Genomic DNA, 14,434 nt, shown 5'->3' with positions numbered 1-14,434 from the left:
TACCGTGTAGTAGGCCAATAATGAAGCAGGAAAGGAAGCGAATCATATGAATGCGATACCGAATCAGCGTCATTTGTATATGGGAACGTTCGAAGCGGAGGCTTACTGGCGGGATGCCCAGTTAGCTTCCCTGCCAGCTCTGCCTGACCGGGCTTCTTCTGCGATTGTAGCAGCCATGGATGAACTGCTGTTCAGCTTTTGCCAGCCGGGAGATGCGTTATTGACCCGTTATGCCATTTCGCCCGTACAGCGTCAGTATATCGCGCAGTTGGGCTTTCATCCGGCTGTCAACGAACGGGACTTGACCGATGGCATGGAGCGTGCAGGCAATGTGTCGACCGCATCAGTATTTGAACTGCTGGGCAGTCGCAAGGCCGATGCCGGAGAGGGGTTTCCTCAACTGGAAGGCTGTGTGCTTAGCCCGTTTGCGGGTTTACCGCATGTGGAGGAGGCTGCACGTGCTTGGGGAATAACACTGCATCAGCCGCCGCTGGAAACGATTCGCAAGGTAAATGCCAAAACGTATTCCTCTGATCTGAAACGCAGTCTTGGTCTGCGCAACCCGGGCTATATTGTGACTTCGTTTGCAGATGTTGCTGAGGCGGGGCGTAAGCTGCTACGGGATGGAAGCTTTTTAATCAAGGATGATTTTGGCGTATCGGGCAAAGGAAACCTGCACATTACCTCGACACAAATGCTGGACCGGATCGTATCGTATTTGCGTGGACAGGAGCGTAAAGGCAAACAGGTGCTTTTCCTTTTGGAGCCTTTTCTGGAGAAAGAACAGGATTTTTCATGCCAATTTACGATTGGTGATGATGGGAGTGTCGATATCTTATCTGTACAATGGCTGGCTAACACTCAATTCTCCTATCGGGAATCCTTGTCGCCGGACGGGGCATTTTTGGAGCGGCTGGAGCGCGAGGGCTATTTTAGCTTGATGCAGGATGTGGGACGGCAATTGTATCAAGATGGTTATTATGGCGATGTTTGCATTGATTCCATGACACTTCGTGGTGGGAAGCTGGAGCCAATTATCGAAATTAATGCTAGAAAGTCGATGAGTTTGATCAAGCATCAGCTCGATACCTTTCTGGCCAGGAAAAATATGCGTGGCACGCTGACGAATTATTCGCTGTCCCATGATGGCAGTCTATCCTATGAAGAACTGCTGGAAGGGCTGAAAGGTGAAGGATTGTTGTTCACAGGTGAACGTGAAGAAGGCGTCATGCCTCTGGGTGCCAATACGTTATATGTGAACACAGGTGGACGAGATGGCGAGAACAAGATTGTGGGCCAAACAAGCACGCCAAGCAGAAATGCAACTGGGCGCGGAGGCAGATCATCTGCCAAGCAGGTTCGTGTGAGCGGGATTAGGGCCAGCGATGGCGGATCAGAAGGGAACGGCTTGGGTAAGCCAGACTTGAATGGTGAAAAAGAAACCGCTGGAAGCGAACGTGTACGAGGCAAGGGTCGTCTTTATTTGGAACTGGTTGCTGCGAGCGATGAGGAAAAAATGCGATTGACTACAAAGCTGGAGCGTTTTTTGGCAGAGCATCATTTTACAGTGCTGAATTAAACGGGAGGCGTATGAGCATGCGTAAGAATACGGATAAGCTTATGAAGGTAACGATTTTGTGTTCCGGTTTCGGATTGGGCTTTTATACCCCTGGCTTGTTGTTGCAAGCGGGTCTTCGCAGGCTGGGCGTGGATACGGCGATTCATGTATTTGAAAATGTGCTGCCAGAATCGGCCCGTCTCAAGGTCGACAAAAGCCGCAAAGCTTACCATGACAATTTTGCGGTGGCCTTAATGTCGCAGAAGGTTCCGCAGGATATGCGTAATTCACTGGATCTCGCTGCGATGGAAGTGCTGCTGAACCAATGGATGGAGGAGGATCGGCGGTATTTTATATGCTTATCCGGTCATTGGATGTATGTACTGGAGGAGTATCGCAAGCGCAGAGAACCGGAGTCGGTGCATGTGGACATTGTGTATATGGATTCGACACCTTCTCCTTCCTGGAAAAATCTAGCCAAGCATAACTCGCGTTTTGCGGATGGCTGTGGAGAAACGACCTTTTTTGAAAATGATAACAATAGAGTCAGCCACTATATTGATGTCCCGGCTGTGGAGTATGTTCCGTTTGAAGAGCGGCAATCCCGCTTATTCGTACATGGCGGCGGCTGGGGCATGGGCACCTACCGTGACAAGGTTGGACGGTTGGAAGAAGCGGGCTGGGAGCTGGATCTGCTGCTGTATGATCAGGATCAACCGGATGAACAGCGGGACAGTATACGCTATTTTCAGATGGACCCGCAGTGGAGGACATGGCAGCGAAATGAAGCCAGGGAGCATACATTTCCGCCTTTCGGAGAGGTGAAAAAGGGCGAGAAGACAGTGTATCAGGTTGGACCGGATTACCATAGCATGCTGGACCAAGCATGTCGTGTCCAGGCCATTGTCAGCAAGCCAGGTGGTGGCAGCCTAACCGATTCGTTCGCTACAGCCACTCCACTCATTATGCTGGAGCCATTTGGTGTGCATGAAAAGCATAATGCGGATCTATGGGAACGGCTGGGGCTCGGTATGCGGTACGATACGTGGATACAAACCTATGACGGTAGTGCTCAGATACTGGAGGATATGCATCGTAGGATCGTAGAGCTGCGCAGTCGGACGCCGCGTTATATAGAGTGCTATGTGAATAGTATCCAAATGCCAGCAAGCTCACTGGGAATGGAGCAGGGGTCATGAACGCTGCCGTGGCTGCGCAAGAGCCTGCGATGCGAGATATTCGCTTTGGGATCATTGGCTGTTCTGCCATTGCTCCCCGTGCGTTACTGGAACCAATCCGACATGTTGCAGGGGCACGCGTGACCGCGCTTGCGAACCGCACGGTTGCCAAGGCAGGAGAAATGGCAGATCGTTTTGGCGTCAGTGTCATTTATCGGCATGCTGAGGATATGCTAAAGGACCCAGAGATCGACGCTGTATATATTGCGCTCAGCAACGACTTGCATGCCGAGTGGATTGGCAAAGCACTACGGGCTCATAAGCATGTGCTGGTGGAAAAACCGTTATGTCTGAATACGGCTGATCTGGCTCCCTTGGCAGCCACAGTCGAGCAGAGCAGCGCTTACCTGCTGGAGGGAGTCATGGTGCAGCACCATCCTTGGCAGCATGAGCTGCGGAGGATCGTAGAATCGGGGCGTTATGGTCGCTTATGCTCCATAGAGACGAGTCTATGCATTCCGGCAAAAGAAGGACATGCGGACAATTACAGATCTCGTCCGGAGCAGGGTGGGGGATGCTTTTGGGATCTGGGCGTGTACTGGCTCCAGCTGCTTCAAGCCGTCGTTGGATTGGAGCAGGCTGAATTCCACAGTCAATCGGATTTTGATGGTCCTCATGGTTGTGACTGGACATTTCGTGCGCAAGCCCGTTATCCGAGCGGATTGAAGGCATCTGCCCTCTTTTCATTTGAGCGCCCTTATCACTGTGCTCATGTACTGACCTTTGATTCGGGAGTAGTCACTTTAAAGGACTGCTTTCGGGCAAATTTAGGTTTTTATAAAATGACACTCAAGACGGAAATAAAGAAGGATATCATGCCGAATATAACGGATGCGGACGCACTGCCTGTGTTATCACAGACATCCTCGCATACCAAAACGGTTTTCGAGCCTATGAACTATTATGTCAATCAGTTGAATACCTTTTGCAGCATCATCCGGGGAGAAGCGGAGCCCATTCCTTTTCGCGAGGCTGCTGAACGCGTCAGACTGCTGGCAGCCATTCATGAAGCAGCACGCTCGGGCGAGACGATCTATGCAGTATGAGTATGATTGTGTTTTCGAGCGGTGGGGAGCGAATGATGCAAAATACTGAGTATCAAGGCAAAGAGAGGAGGGGAATTCAGTAGATGGATAAAAAGGACGAAGCCTTACTGGAGCGTTTCGGCGAGCATCCGACGCCATTTTACTATTATGACGGGGATGCGCTGCATGCCCATGTCAGCTCGTTACTATCCCGATTGCACCCGGCCGTGCGTGTACATTATGCGCTCAAGGCTAATGGTAACGTAGCCTTGGCTGGGTTGCTGCGCTCGTTAGGTTGTGGTGTTGAGATTGCTTCGGCTGGAGAAATGTTCGTCGCTATGGAGGCCGGGTATGCTGCGGAAGACGTGCTGTACGCCGGACCGGGAAAAACAGTAGCCGAGCTGAACGAGGCGGTAGCCTGTGGAATCGGCTGTATTCATGTCGAATCGGTGAGGGAGCTGCGTCTGCTGGAGGACATTGCTGCCCAAGCGGGCCAGCTTGTCAGGGCAGCGGTTCGCATCAATCCCGATAACGACTTGTCTGGAGCAACGATTAAAATGGGTGGTGTTCCGCGCCCCTTTGGAGTGGATGAAGGGCAGCTGGATCACTTTTTTAAGGTGCTGGAAGATTGCCCGCACGTCAATTTTCAAGGTATTCAGGTATATACAGGTACGCAAATGTTGAAATCGGATCAGATTTTAGCTTCATTTGCGAATACGCTGCAGTTGGCAGAACGGGTACAGGCTCAGTATGGTGTGGCAATGCATACGGTCAATTTGGGCGGCGGGTTTGGTGTACCTTATTTTGCTCATGAGCAACCGCTCGATATGGATCACGTCATTGACGGACTGAATGCACTCGCGGAGCAGACCCGAACCCGCATGCCCGGGGTTAAGCTAATCATCGAAAGCGGTAGGTATCTGGTCGCTCAATCGGGCATGTATGTCTGCCGAGCATTGTATACAAAGGAATCCAAGGGGGAGAAGTTTGTCGTGGCTGATGGTGGCATGAATCACTACGCCGCAGCTACTTTTCGAGGACGCCGCATTAGGGACAACTACCCGGTGCGAATTATGCGCAGGCAAGCGGGAGAATTGAAAGAGCCCAAAGAACGAGAAGTGGAAGCAACCCTATGGATGGGGCAGAGAGACGCTTCTGCTCAAACGGCTGTTGCTGTCGAACAATCATTAGAAGAGGTTGCAAACCGAATAGGAGGGCCTCTGGAAGAGGCATCCATGGAGCTTGAGACGGTAAGCATTGTCGGTCCGCTTTGTACACCCGAGGATTGTATTGTGAAAAAAGCGCAGCTTCCTCCGATTCACGAGGGCGATTATATTGCCTTTCCGAATGCAGGTGCCTATGGATTGAGCTATAGTCCACTACAATTTTTAGGACATGCTACCCCGACGGAGCTGCTCGATTTTCGTGGGGAGGTGCATGTCATTCGTGAACACGGTGACCGCACAGACCTGCTGCATCATCAGCGCATGATTCCGTTGCCTGAGGATGTGCAGTAAGTATGTAAAAAAACGCCAAACTCATGGGAACCGATATAAATCGGACCTGTGATTTGGCGTTTTTTACATGATGAGTAGGGTAGCATCGACTTATTGTTGCTTGGAGCTGCGCATTTCCTGACGCACAAGCTGCCATACCATAAAGATCAGTACAGCGATTTGTGGGACAAATGTTTCCCAAGTTGGATACATTCCCAGCCAGCTAATGGACGGAAGCGAGGAGGCAGTGTGCCCCGGAAGCTTACCGGCCACCTGAAGCGAATGAATACTTTCGCCCAGGAATCGGAATACGAGATAGTAAATCAGTACAGTGGCAGTCAGGAAAAAGGCGCGAATTGGCAATCGTACACTGAATTTAATGATCGCAAACGCCAGAATGACCAGAATAATCGTCGCTGAGCCAATGCCGATCAGCAATTGTGAGGTTTCGATGGCTGGAGCCATACCGACATAAAAGATAGCTGTCTCGGCTCCTTCACGCAGAATTGCGAGCGCAGAAACCGCAAATAGCGACCACAGGCTTCCTCGTGCCAGCGCGTTGCCCACGCTGTTTTCCACAAAGCGGTTCCATGCGGCAGCGTTGGATTTGCTATGCAACCAGCTACCCACGGTCAGCATCAGCACGACCGCCACCAGCCCGGTGACACCTTCCAGCAGCTCACGCATGCTGCCTGATGCGGCAGCTGCCACCAGTGTGGTGAACAGCACTGCCAGAATTCCGCTCAGCACCAGCCCCGTTCCGGCTCCTGCCCATATCCAACGTCCAGCCACGGCTTCGCCGCTTTTTTTGGCATACGCCAGCAGAGCTGCGAGCACGAGGATGGCCTCCAGGCCCTCACGCAGCAAAATCAGCGCGGCATCCCACGCAGTGTAAGAACGTTCTTTCGTCAACGGACGGAGCCTGTTCAGCATCTGATCAAGAGTCTGAATGGCTTTGTCCGTATTCGGTGGAGAAGACAGCAGATATCCGGAAGTTTCGGTCATTTCATTTTCAATCGCAGTGTAAGACGTCGGATCGGAAATTTGTACATGTCCTTCGACGGAAGGCCACAGAGCGATAAACTGCACTACCTTATCAGCCGCTTGCTCTGATTGATTAGCTACAGCATCTTGGCGTGCGGATTCGAGCAAAGTGACTGCATCGGTCAGAGAAGCTACCGAACCATTTGCCGTTCCCGTAGCCGTATTGCCTGCATCTGTTCCTTGGCCTGTGTTCACAGACTTGCCCTGACTATAATCAGACAGCAGAGTCGTTAATTCCTGCATTTCCTTAAGAGCCTGTTCTTGGCGAATAGGCTCAGCTTGCATGGAGATGCGAATGAGACTGATTTTAGTTTCGAGCGAACTGTATACCGGAAAATTGTCCAAACGAATCGGTGTTTCTACCTGATACCAGGCTTTGACGATTCGATCGTAATCCACCCGGGCAGCAGCCCAATCGCCTTTTTGCATGGCGGCCAGACTGCCCTTCGCCATGGGAAGTAGTTTTTCCGCTGCTTTGGCTCCAGCCGGGGCTGGTTTGTCCCCTTCGGCCGCAGTGACGTACTCATTGACCGAGCGCGCCAGCACGGATAAGGCAGCTTTCGCTGGTTCCCCGCCGCCACTGGCGAGTGTCTGCTCCGCATCGGTGAGTGCTTGATCTACAGCCGCGATGTGAGCTGAATCTCCGCCATTCGTTTTGGCGGCCTCCCACAGCGTGCGGAATTCTTTCAGATCCTTGGAGGCTTCCGTCCATTGAGCTTGTCCCGCCTCCACCAGCGCTCCGCCCACCACAGGCATCAGCTGATCATTGGTGACAGCTTTGGCATCCGTTTGTGCAAAAGCGACCGACCCGGAGCCGGACATGAACGGAGCTACGGTCAGCAGCAGAGCTGTCACCAGCACAAACACCCATCCCAAGCTTTTATTGCGCCGATTCATATAAATCCCCTTCCTTGCCTGCTGCTAAAATAACGTATCCCCGATGTAGCCGCCTTGCGATACACCCGGGAAGCAGGCGAACACCGCACTGCCTTTGTGTACAATGTATTCGTTCAGCTTGTCATTGCGTGCAAGCTTCTCCTGAATATGAACGAACTGCTTGAACAGATCACGCTGGTAGCTGATGAACAGCAGCCCGGCATCCAGCTGCCCTGTTTGCTTGTCCAATCCGCTTGAATACGAATAAGACCTCCGCAAAATATTAATGCTCCCGTCCCCATGAGCCAAAGCCACATGAGAGGTGGGAGGTGTAACTGGCTTGCCTTCCGGATTTTTGGCCGCCAGATCAAGCTTGTCGAACTCCTTGACCTTGCCGAGTGGGGCCCCGCTGCTGCGATGACGTCCAAAAGTATCCTCCTGGTCGCCCAATGTTGAGCGATCCCACACCTCTACCCGCATGCGTACACGGCGTACAGCCATATAGCTGCCGTTACCCATCCATGCTGGTCCGTCACTGGTCTGAGTCCACACCAGCCGATTCATCTCGTCTGCCTTGGAGGTGTCCGGGTTCCCCGTACCGTCCTTGAAGCCCAGCAAATTGCGTGGTGTGCTTCCCGCAGGATCGGCCTGTGCTGTTCGCTGGAAGCCTTCCTGCGTCCAGCGAAGCACCGCCGTTCCTCTGGCGATACGCGCCAAATTACGCAGGGCATGGAAAGCTACCTGCAAGTCATTGGCACATACCTGCACTCCGATATCGCCGCCGCACCATTGCTCCTCCAGGGCATCCCCTTGAAAACGGGGCAGCTCACGGAACTCGGCAGGTTTAAGCCCTGCCAGGCCGTATCGTCCATCAAAAAAGGATGGGCCCACGCCAAAGGTGATCGTCGTGCGGGATGGCGACAATCCTGCCGCCTCGCCTGTATCGGAAGGAGGGAGGTTGAGATTTTCATTATCGTTGCCAAGCAGCACGCCAGAAGTCATTGTAGCGCTTGCTTCCGTCCAGGCTTTGAAGAGGCTACGCATCTGTTCCTTGTCGCTGGTTGTTAGATCGAAAGCGGCGAAGCAGATGAAATCCTGCGCCGGAGTCACAATACCTGCCTGATGCTTACCGTAAAAAGGGATTACATCTTTGGTATCCGCATCCGTCATCATGCTTTCGAGGCGTTGACCGGCTGACAGCACGGCTCCCACGCCCCCGCCGCCAAGCAGGAGGCCTAGCCCACCTACCCCGGCCAGCTTCAATAGGTCTCGGCGTGATACGGATTTGCTTTTTCCTGACGACTCATCTTCCACTAGCTTCGCATCCTTTTTTACCAGATCAGCCTGTTCATTATGGGATTCCGCATACTGCGGCTTTTCTTGCCCTTTTTGCCGCTTAAAGCCTTTCATATCATTACACTCCTAACAATTTCCCCATTTGGGACAACGGTTCTGCCAAGGCATCGAGGTTTTGGCTCAGCTTTTTAACTTCTTCCGGTTTCAGTTTTGTATACGATACATAGCCTTCTCCGTCTTTAAAAGGAGCCAACTCCTGCTGTAAGGCCGCAAAGCGCTCACCGATTTGTTTTTCCAATGCCGCATCTTTTTGGTTCAGATCTGTTTTCAAAATGTCATATATCTTTTGCGCGCCTTCTACATTGGCAGCAAAATCGTACAAATCCGTATGAGAATATCGCTCCTCTTCACCCGTCACCTTCGAGGTAGATACTTCATTCAACAACTCGACTGCACCCGTTACCATCAGGCTGGCGTCAATATTAACTGTTTCTACTTTGGCACGCAGCAGCTTGGCATCACTCAGCAGTCGGTCGGAAAACTCGTCCATTCCTTTGGTTGTGTTTTCTTCCCATAATGTTTTTTCAATACGGTGAAAGCCGCGCCAATCCGCTGCATCCACATCACCGTCACGTGCATCAATATTCGGGTCAAGATCACCCAGCGCTTCTGCAATCGGTTCAATCCGTTCATAGTACATACGTGCAGGGGCATATAGCGCCTTGGCTTTATCCAGTTCGCCAGCTTTGACCGCGTTCGTGAATTCTTCTGTCTTCTTCACAAATGTATCGCATTGCTCGATGGCATAGGTGCGGTAAGCTGTTACCGCTTGATCAAAATTGGGGGCAGAAGCGGCAGGAGTCGTTGTCTGTGTTGTGGCTCCTGCATCTTTGGTCGTTGCGGCAGGCTGCTGAGTAGCAGTTCCGGTTTGTCCGCAACCTGCGAACAGAATAGAAGAGACCAGCACTCCGGCCGGTACGGCATAACGTAGTTTCATAATCAATGAACACCCTTTCTGGCCAAACTGGCCCTGAACCATAGTCTGTTGCGCGATATCTATATCGAATTTTTATTTTGATAATGATTATCAGTCGCGGTTTTTCTTATCATAAGGCTGGCCCATATGCCTGTCAATACATAATTTAGACACAAAGTCCAACCCATCATTAAAGCAGCAAGTAAGGTGCCTATGCCCATTTTTATCCGCATATTGAACCATACCCGAGCACATGACATAAAATGTGTTGACTGTATCCCTTAACCTTGTTACACCACACAAAACCCGAGCAAGGAGGGGTGAAATTGACGAAGGGTAACGACCACAAAAACAAGTTTTTGTTAACTCACCGTGAACGTGAAGTATTTGAACTGCTCGTGCAGGACAAAACAACACGTGACATCGCCGGACAGCTATTTATTAGCGAAAAAACGGTCCGAAACCATATTTCCAATGTGATGCAAAAATTGAACGTAAAAGGTCGTTCACAGGCGGTCGTAGAATTAATCAGGCTTGGCGAATTAAAAATCTGACCTCTCGTTCCTTGCGGGGTACAAAGTCTTCTCGATGATCCTTCGACAGTGAAGGGTGGTCGGGAAGGCTTTTGTTTTGTGGTATGTTAGCTGATCAAACCTAGTAAGTTTATTCTATATTTCAAATTGAGGAGAGAAGCTGGGAAATCTATTGTAAACGTAAAACAAGCGAGTGTCATAGCAATGGACATTCGCTTGTTTTGATCGTTTTTTAGTTTAGAAACGATAATCCTGAAGCTGTTCCTGGCAGTTATCTATTCTTGCTAGCTCTGATTTGGGATAGCCCAGTCGTTTTGTTTTATTACTGCACATCCAGCAGGAACAATGGATTTTTCCTTTGGAGAATACACCATCAAATTTGACGACCCATCCCCGGTGTGCTGAAAGCCGTTTTTTACGCTGAATAACACGTTTTCTGTGGTGCCTAAAATAAGCTCGATACCGATTTTTTTGATTAGGTTTCATTACCATCACGCTCCCTTGGGCAAAGGCTCAGCCCGCAGGAGAAACCAAGGGTATAAGTAATACTTCTACGAGCTGAGCATGATGGTAATCAGATTTAAAGGAAGAGACATGTGGCCACCTGCTTGGAATTATTTTAAAGGTGAAAGTGGGGAGTGGATGTTCATTAAATCAAAGTCAACAATTAATTTTGTTTTTAGCATAAAATCAATGCCTAATATGCCATCAAATCCATACGGCTCTTGAATAGAGCTTAGTTGAATTGGAAATGTATCTAATTGAATATGCCCGATTTTTAGATGAGGAATTACCTGTTCGTAGCAAATTTTGTGCCGCCCACCCCGTACATCCGCTTTGCTCTCCCGTTAATGAAATCAATGTGAATGCCGATTTGGGCTAGTAAATCCGTATCAAACACTGTTGCAGCGCACCCTGTATCGAACAATACGTTTGGTAATAGAGCAGTTTGGTTGTGATGTCTCAAAGTTAAGGAAACAATTGGCAAACCATTATGGAGGTTAATCTTCATGTACGCTGCCGTACTCCTGAGAAAAACTCTTCTACAACCTCGACATCGGATCGACTGGTATGGAACACATACAGTTCGCGTGACGGATACAGTTTGTGAAAATGTTTATACCCGCTCCAAGCATCTTTCGGGTTGTCGTAATCCTGAATAACCGCCATGTCTTCAAGATTGCGCACGCGATTATTGGAACTGGCTTTTATAGCCTCAACCAACACAAATCGCCTCGGATGTGATTCGGCAATTTCTTCCCATTTCATCGACTTCACCTCGCTCTTTTTGCTTTATTTTATTATAACATAATCGGGGGGACGGCAAGGAAGCAGTAACCTCTACCATGTGATCAGTCCCGTAACCCTTTTAAAAAGGATGAAGGCTTTTGTTTTACAGAATAACCGCTGAAATATGTGGGAATTTGCGTGTAAATGATGTACTATATATAGAAGGAAGAAACTACCATTAGAGATCATAGTGCAACTAACAGGAGTGATCAAAACATAAGACTGTACCACAAAGTTATACTAAGATAGAAATGCATCTGGTGATAGTCTAAGAATATAAATCCCTACAAAGCAGTATTCAGCATGACGACAGGATGGAAGATGGATCAGGTTTTGAGCTATACTTTTATATATAGGTGTTGAAGAAGAATCACAAGGCAGAAAAAGCTCATTGCTTCAGGTAGTAGGAAGTAGCTTTTGCCTAGAGCTACCTGTGGTATATTCTTGATCGGAGGTGAACGTTAAGACATATGACACCCAACCAACACTTGATGACTTATACGCTGAACAGCGGTATAAAGGGAACTGTCGACCTAACCAGTAAGCAGGTGCAGGAATGGATCAAAGCATATCGAATTGGCAGCAAGTTTGTAACGGTTGTGGGAAAACAGTATTTTGGTTTAAACCCTGAGTTGGTAGCAGATTTCAAGGTACATAATGAATACTCGGAGCAGCGAGAACACATATCCATAATACAGCCTGTAATGGAACGCAAAGCTGTAGAGCTGGACCCACTGGTAGAGGCGTACAGCCAGTATAAAACATTAATTCAGGTAGAATGTAAATGTGGTGCTTCCTATATAGAAGAGTCACCGCATAAAAGAACCAAGTGGTCATGTAAGGAGTGTAATAACATTGTGTTCCTGGATCGTAAAAAGGGCATGGTGGATACGGATAAAGGCAAAGCGTGGTACATGACCAACAAATACTATGTGGAAAGACAAAGCAATTGACAGATTGTCAGTTGCTTTCTAACTATACACTCACACCTCTTATGTGCTTACCGAGCTATATTAAGTCTTTTGCCAAATAATAAAATTGATGTTTTTTGCGCTTTGTAGTACATTATCAAGTGTATTATAAGGAGGCTTCTCATGTACGGACATAGACAAGATGATACTTTATACATCATGACTTACACATTAAATAGTGGTATCAAGGGCACAGTGCCTTTGTCTAATCAACAGATACAGGAATGGCTTGAGTGTTACAGAATTGGAAAAAAATTCGTAACCGAGATCGGCAAAGAGTACTTTGGACTGCATGCGGAACTGGTGGCTGATTTTAAAGTGCATAATCAGTATTCAAGCTATCAGGAGGTTATTATCCCGATTCAACAGCCGGACACTGGCCTAAAAGAGTTGTCCCAGGCTTACAAATCAACAGAAACCTTAATTAAAGTAGATTGCAAATGTGGTACATCGTATGTAACAGAATCTCCCTTTAAGCGGACCAAGTGGTACTGCACCAAATGCCGGGAGATTGTTTTTCTCGACAACAAAAAGGGAATGGTGGATACTTCCAGAGGCAAGGCCCATTATATGACCAATAAGTATTTTGTGGAACGGGAAACAACTGGCGTATAAGCCGGTTGTTTTTTTGTTCGTAAGGTTTGTACATGTCCTGACTTTTCAAAGCCGATTGCGCTATAGTGAAAAAGGGGAAAGATAAATCTTGATATAACGATAGTCAGGTGGTGAACGTCATCCGGGAAGATCATACGAATGGTGCAAGAAACCGCATGAGCACGAACCATGTGTACATAAACGAAACGCTTCATTTGGAACAAATCATAAGTGACCTGCGGGTGATGGGCTATGTGGCTTTTCATCATCATCCGCAAATCACAGGTGAGATTGATGAGCTGGAGGCGTTAAAAAAGCAACTATTATCGTTTTTTCAACAGCATCATGTATTGTGGATTGAGCTTGATCCGCTAACGCAATATGTGGTGGTGAATAACATGGGGAAGGCAACGGTGCTCAAACTCATTGGTCGGAAAATGAACCCGCTACGGGATCTGAGAGCAAACGCTGCTTTGGCTGGACAGCCGCTGCATGAGTTGGATCGGGAGATAGAACGGCTCAATCGGCTAGCTCACCTGTTGCGCTACACCCGTTTTTCTTAAGCGACGGGACTAACGTAAAAAAAAAGCATTCACGAAGCATGGATGGTTCCATGCTGTGAATGCTTTTTAGTATTCTATTTTTTACCGCATAAGATGAGCAAATCTACTGTGACATACGGTAAATTTATTTCCTGCACTTGCTGCCAGTCTGCTTCCGTAGCTCCCCACGATAAGGGAGTCATATGGAGCAAAGGTTTCATGAGGTCGGCATTTAACATAAAACGATAGGTTAACCGTTCGGCGGATAGAAGTTTAAAATGATCTTTAAATCGGCTTAATATATTGTCATTCGAATAAGCAGGCTTATTCTTTTTCTGTTCATACAAGCATCTCAATTCCCGAAGATAATATTGTTCGGGAATGACCTTCAGGACGCAGCCGTCCTCCGAAAGGATTCTTGTAAATTCAGCATAATTAGAAGGGGATAAAATATTGAATACACCGTCAAATTGTTGATTTGAAAACGGACAATGAGCCAGATCCGCAACACACCAGAGGGTATGAGGATATTCTTTGGCTGCGGCCACAATACCTTCTTTAGACAGATCCATACCTACGCTTGTAAGCTCAGTGATTCCCTTCCAGGTCAGCTTATCCTGAATGTGGCTCAAATGAGTGCCTTCCCCGCAACCTGCATCGAGCAAGTAAAGGTGTGATTTTTGATCAAACAGTGGCTTCATAAATTTCATTATAGTGCTGCTTATCGCTTCATTTAAGGGATCGAAAAATCCGTTATTGCACATCATTCTTCTGGAGGAAAATAGTTGTTTATCATATTTAGTCTTATAGGACCGGGCGGCTAAATGTAAATACCCGTATTTTGAGAGATCATAGCAATGCTGATTCGTACATAGGAGGCTTTTACCTTCCACCATACGCATCGGTTGAGAGCATAGAGGACACCTAAAGAGATGTTGATGCTTTCCAATTAGGTCAGCCTTCATCTCGTGTTTATTCCATTTGGACACAGAAAA

Annotated in this window: 15 protein-coding genes and 1 pseudogene; 8 read left to right on the top strand and 8 right to left on the bottom strand. The window is 48.4% G+C overall.

Translation table 11 applies throughout. From position 1 onward, the window contains the following. The first annotated feature begins 46 nt into the window (after positions 1 to 46). The 4 genes from JOE49_RS25895 (at position 47) to JOE49_RS25880 (ending at position 5,338) form a co-directional block, all read left to right on the top strand. Positions 47 to 1,579: a hypothetical protein gene (locus JOE49_RS25895; RefSeq protein ID WP_209943480.1), complete on the top strand. Its 1,533-nt coding sequence runs from the start codon at positions 47 to 49 to the stop codon at positions 1,577 to 1,579. A 17-nt stretch (positions 1,580 to 1,596) separates the two neighbouring features. Next, entirely contained in the window at positions 1,597 to 2,757 is a 1,161-nt protein-coding gene (locus JOE49_RS25890; protein ID WP_209943478.1) for a UDP-glucuronosyltransferase, read from the top strand. Then, complete coding sequence (locus JOE49_RS25885; protein WP_209943476.1) at positions 2,754 to 3,842, top strand: Gfo/Idh/MocA family protein; 1,089 nt, start codon at positions 2,754 to 2,756, stop codon at positions 3,840 to 3,842. The genes JOE49_RS25890 and JOE49_RS25885 overlap by 4 nt, the downstream gene beginning before the upstream one ends. Positions 3,843 to 3,925: 83 nt before the next feature. Beyond that, positions 3,926 to 5,338, top strand: coding sequence for a type III PLP-dependent enzyme domain-containing protein (locus JOE49_RS25880; RefSeq protein WP_053326007.1), 1,413 nt, complete (start codon positions 3,926 to 3,928; stop codon positions 5,336 to 5,338). Positions 5,339 to 5,428: 90 nt separating this feature from the next. Here JOE49_RS25880 and JOE49_RS25875 read toward each other — a convergent pair whose 3' ends face one another. The 3 genes from JOE49_RS25875 to efeO are packed head-to-tail and all read right to left on the bottom strand — an operon-like array spanning position 5,429 to position 9,530. After that, complete coding sequence (locus JOE49_RS25875) at positions 5,429 to 7,258, bottom strand: FTR1 family iron permease (protein WP_209943474.1); 1,830 nt, start codon at positions 7,256 to 7,258, stop codon at positions 5,429 to 5,431. A 24-nt stretch (positions 7,259 to 7,282) separates the two neighbouring features. Then, on the bottom strand, positions 7,283 to 8,647 hold the full coding sequence (gene efeB, locus JOE49_RS25870) for an iron uptake transporter deferrochelatase/peroxidase subunit (RefSeq protein WP_209943472.1): 1,365 nt from the start codon (positions 8,645 to 8,647) through the stop codon (positions 7,283 to 7,285). Positions 8,648 to 8,651: 4 nt separating this feature from the next. Further along, positions 8,652 to 9,530 (bottom strand): iron uptake system protein EfeO, encoded by an 879-nt coding sequence (gene efeO, locus JOE49_RS25865; RefSeq protein WP_023990051.1) that lies wholly within the window; start codon positions 9,528 to 9,530, stop codon positions 8,652 to 8,654. Between the two features lie 305 nt (positions 9,531 to 9,835). Here efeO and JOE49_RS25860 point away from each other — a divergent pair, with 305 nt between their 5' ends. Beyond that, positions 9,836 to 10,063: a helix-turn-helix domain-containing protein gene (locus JOE49_RS25860; protein WP_007431813.1), complete on the top strand. Its 228-nt coding sequence runs from the start codon at positions 9,836 to 9,838 to the stop codon at positions 10,061 to 10,063. 216 nt (positions 10,064 to 10,279) lie between these two features. Here the strand turns inward: JOE49_RS25860 and JOE49_RS25855 are convergent, their stop codons facing one another. The 3 genes from JOE49_RS25855 to JOE49_RS25845 form a co-directional block, all read right to left on the bottom strand. After that, positions 10,280 to 10,528, bottom strand: coding sequence for a hypothetical protein (locus JOE49_RS25855; protein WP_075154672.1), 249 nt, complete (start codon positions 10,526 to 10,528; stop codon positions 10,280 to 10,282). 304 nt (positions 10,529 to 10,832) lie between these two features. Continuing rightward, positions 10,833 to 11,054 carry a hypothetical protein gene (locus JOE49_RS26605; RefSeq protein WP_235322313.1) on the bottom strand — a complete coding sequence of 74 codons (222 nt, stop codon included), beginning with the start codon at positions 11,052 to 11,054 and terminating at the stop codon, positions 10,833 to 10,835. Then, positions 11,051 to 11,311 (bottom strand): hypothetical protein, encoded by a 261-nt coding sequence (locus tag JOE49_RS25845; RefSeq protein WP_023990050.1) that lies wholly within the window; start codon positions 11,309 to 11,311, stop codon positions 11,051 to 11,053. The genes JOE49_RS26605 and JOE49_RS25845 overlap by 4 nt, the downstream gene beginning before the upstream one ends. A 491-nt stretch (positions 11,312 to 11,802) precedes the next feature. On the opposite strand from JOE49_RS25845, the gene JOE49_RS25840 reads away from it, so the two are divergent. The 3 genes from JOE49_RS25840 to JOE49_RS25830 all read left to right on the top strand — a co-directional run bounded on the left by JOE49_RS25840 (position 11,803) and on the right by JOE49_RS25830 (position 13,460). Beyond that, entirely contained in the window at positions 11,803 to 12,285 is a 483-nt protein-coding gene (locus tag JOE49_RS25840) for a hypothetical protein (RefSeq protein ID WP_023990049.1), read from the top strand. 141 nt (positions 12,286 to 12,426) lie between these two features. After that, positions 12,427 to 12,918, top strand: a complete 492-nt coding sequence (locus tag JOE49_RS25835) for a hypothetical protein (RefSeq protein ID WP_013311697.1) — start codon at positions 12,427 to 12,429, stop codon at positions 12,916 to 12,918. Positions 12,919 to 13,073: 155 nt separating this feature from the next. After that, the gene (locus JOE49_RS25830) at positions 13,074 to 13,460 is read left to right on the top strand and encodes a hypothetical protein (protein WP_202404018.1); all 387 of its coding nucleotides are present in this window, start codon (positions 13,074 to 13,076) and stop codon (positions 13,458 to 13,460) included. A gap of 74 nt (positions 13,461 to 13,534) precedes the next feature. On the opposite strand, the gene JOE49_RS25825 is transcribed toward JOE49_RS25830, so the two are convergent. Then, the gene (locus tag JOE49_RS25825; RefSeq protein WP_226887829.1) at positions 13,535 to 14,149 is read right to left on the bottom strand and encodes a methyltransferase domain-containing protein; all 615 of its coding nucleotides are present in this window, start codon (positions 14,147 to 14,149) and stop codon (positions 13,535 to 13,537) included. Positions 14,150 to 14,272: 123 nt separating this feature from the next. Further along, positions 14,273 to 14,404, bottom strand: a pseudogene (locus JOE49_RS26875) (putative RNA methyltransferase); the annotation flags it as partial. Between the last annotated feature and the right edge of the window lie 30 nt (positions 14,405 to 14,434).

This window comes from Paenibacillus sp. PvR133, from assembly GCF_017833155.1.
GTDB classification, from domain to species: Bacteria; Bacillota; Bacilli; order Paenibacillales; family Paenibacillaceae; genus Paenibacillus; species Paenibacillus polymyxa_B.
This window is presented reverse-complemented; position numbering and strand designations above follow the sequence as displayed.

Excerpts from the sequence above, each read along its gene's own strand:
- JOE49_RS25895 (WP_209943480.1), top strand. The coding sequence starts at position 47 with ATGAATGCGATACCGAATCAGCGTCATTTGTATATGGGAACGTTCGAA.
- JOE49_RS25890 (WP_209943478.1), top strand. The coding sequence starts at position 1,597 with ATGCGTAAGAATACGGATAAGCTTATGAAGGTAACGATTTTGTGTTCC.
- JOE49_RS25885 (WP_209943476.1), top strand. The coding sequence starts at position 2,754 with ATGAACGCTGCCGTGGCTGCGCAAGAGCCTGCGATGCGAGATATTCGC.
- JOE49_RS25880 (WP_053326007.1), top strand. The coding sequence starts at position 3,926 with ATGGATAAAAAGGACGAAGCCTTACTGGAGCGTTTCGGCGAGCATCCG.
- JOE49_RS25875 (WP_209943474.1), bottom strand. The coding sequence starts at position 7,258 with ATGAATCGGCGCAATAAAAGCTTGGGATGGGTGTTTGTGCTGGTGACA.
- efeB (WP_209943472.1), bottom strand. The coding sequence starts at position 8,647 with ATGAAAGGCTTTAAGCGGCAAAAAGGGCAAGAAAAGCCGCAGTATGCG.
- efeO (WP_023990051.1), bottom strand. The coding sequence starts at position 9,530 with ATGAAACTACGTTATGCCGTACCGGCCGGAGTGCTGGTCTCTTCTATT.
- JOE49_RS25855 (WP_075154672.1), bottom strand. The coding sequence starts at position 10,528 with ATGAAACCTAATCAAAAAAATCGGTATCGAGCTTATTTTAGGCACCAC.
- JOE49_RS26605 (WP_235322313.1), bottom strand. The coding sequence starts at position 11,054 with ATGAAGATTAACCTCCATAATGGTTTGCCAATTGTTTCCTTAACTTTG.
- JOE49_RS25845 (WP_023990050.1), bottom strand. The coding sequence starts at position 11,311 with ATGAAATGGGAAGAAATTGCCGAATCACATCCGAGGCGATTTGTGTTG.
- JOE49_RS25840 (WP_023990049.1), top strand. The coding sequence starts at position 11,803 with ATGACACCCAACCAACACTTGATGACTTATACGCTGAACAGCGGTATA.
- JOE49_RS25835 (WP_013311697.1), top strand. The coding sequence starts at position 12,427 with ATGTACGGACATAGACAAGATGATACTTTATACATCATGACTTACACA.
- JOE49_RS25830 (WP_202404018.1), top strand. The coding sequence starts at position 13,074 with ATGAGCACGAACCATGTGTACATAAACGAAACGCTTCATTTGGAACAA.
- JOE49_RS25825 (WP_226887829.1), bottom strand. The coding sequence starts at position 14,149 with ATGAAATTTATGAAGCCACTGTTTGATCAAAAATCACACCTTTACTTG.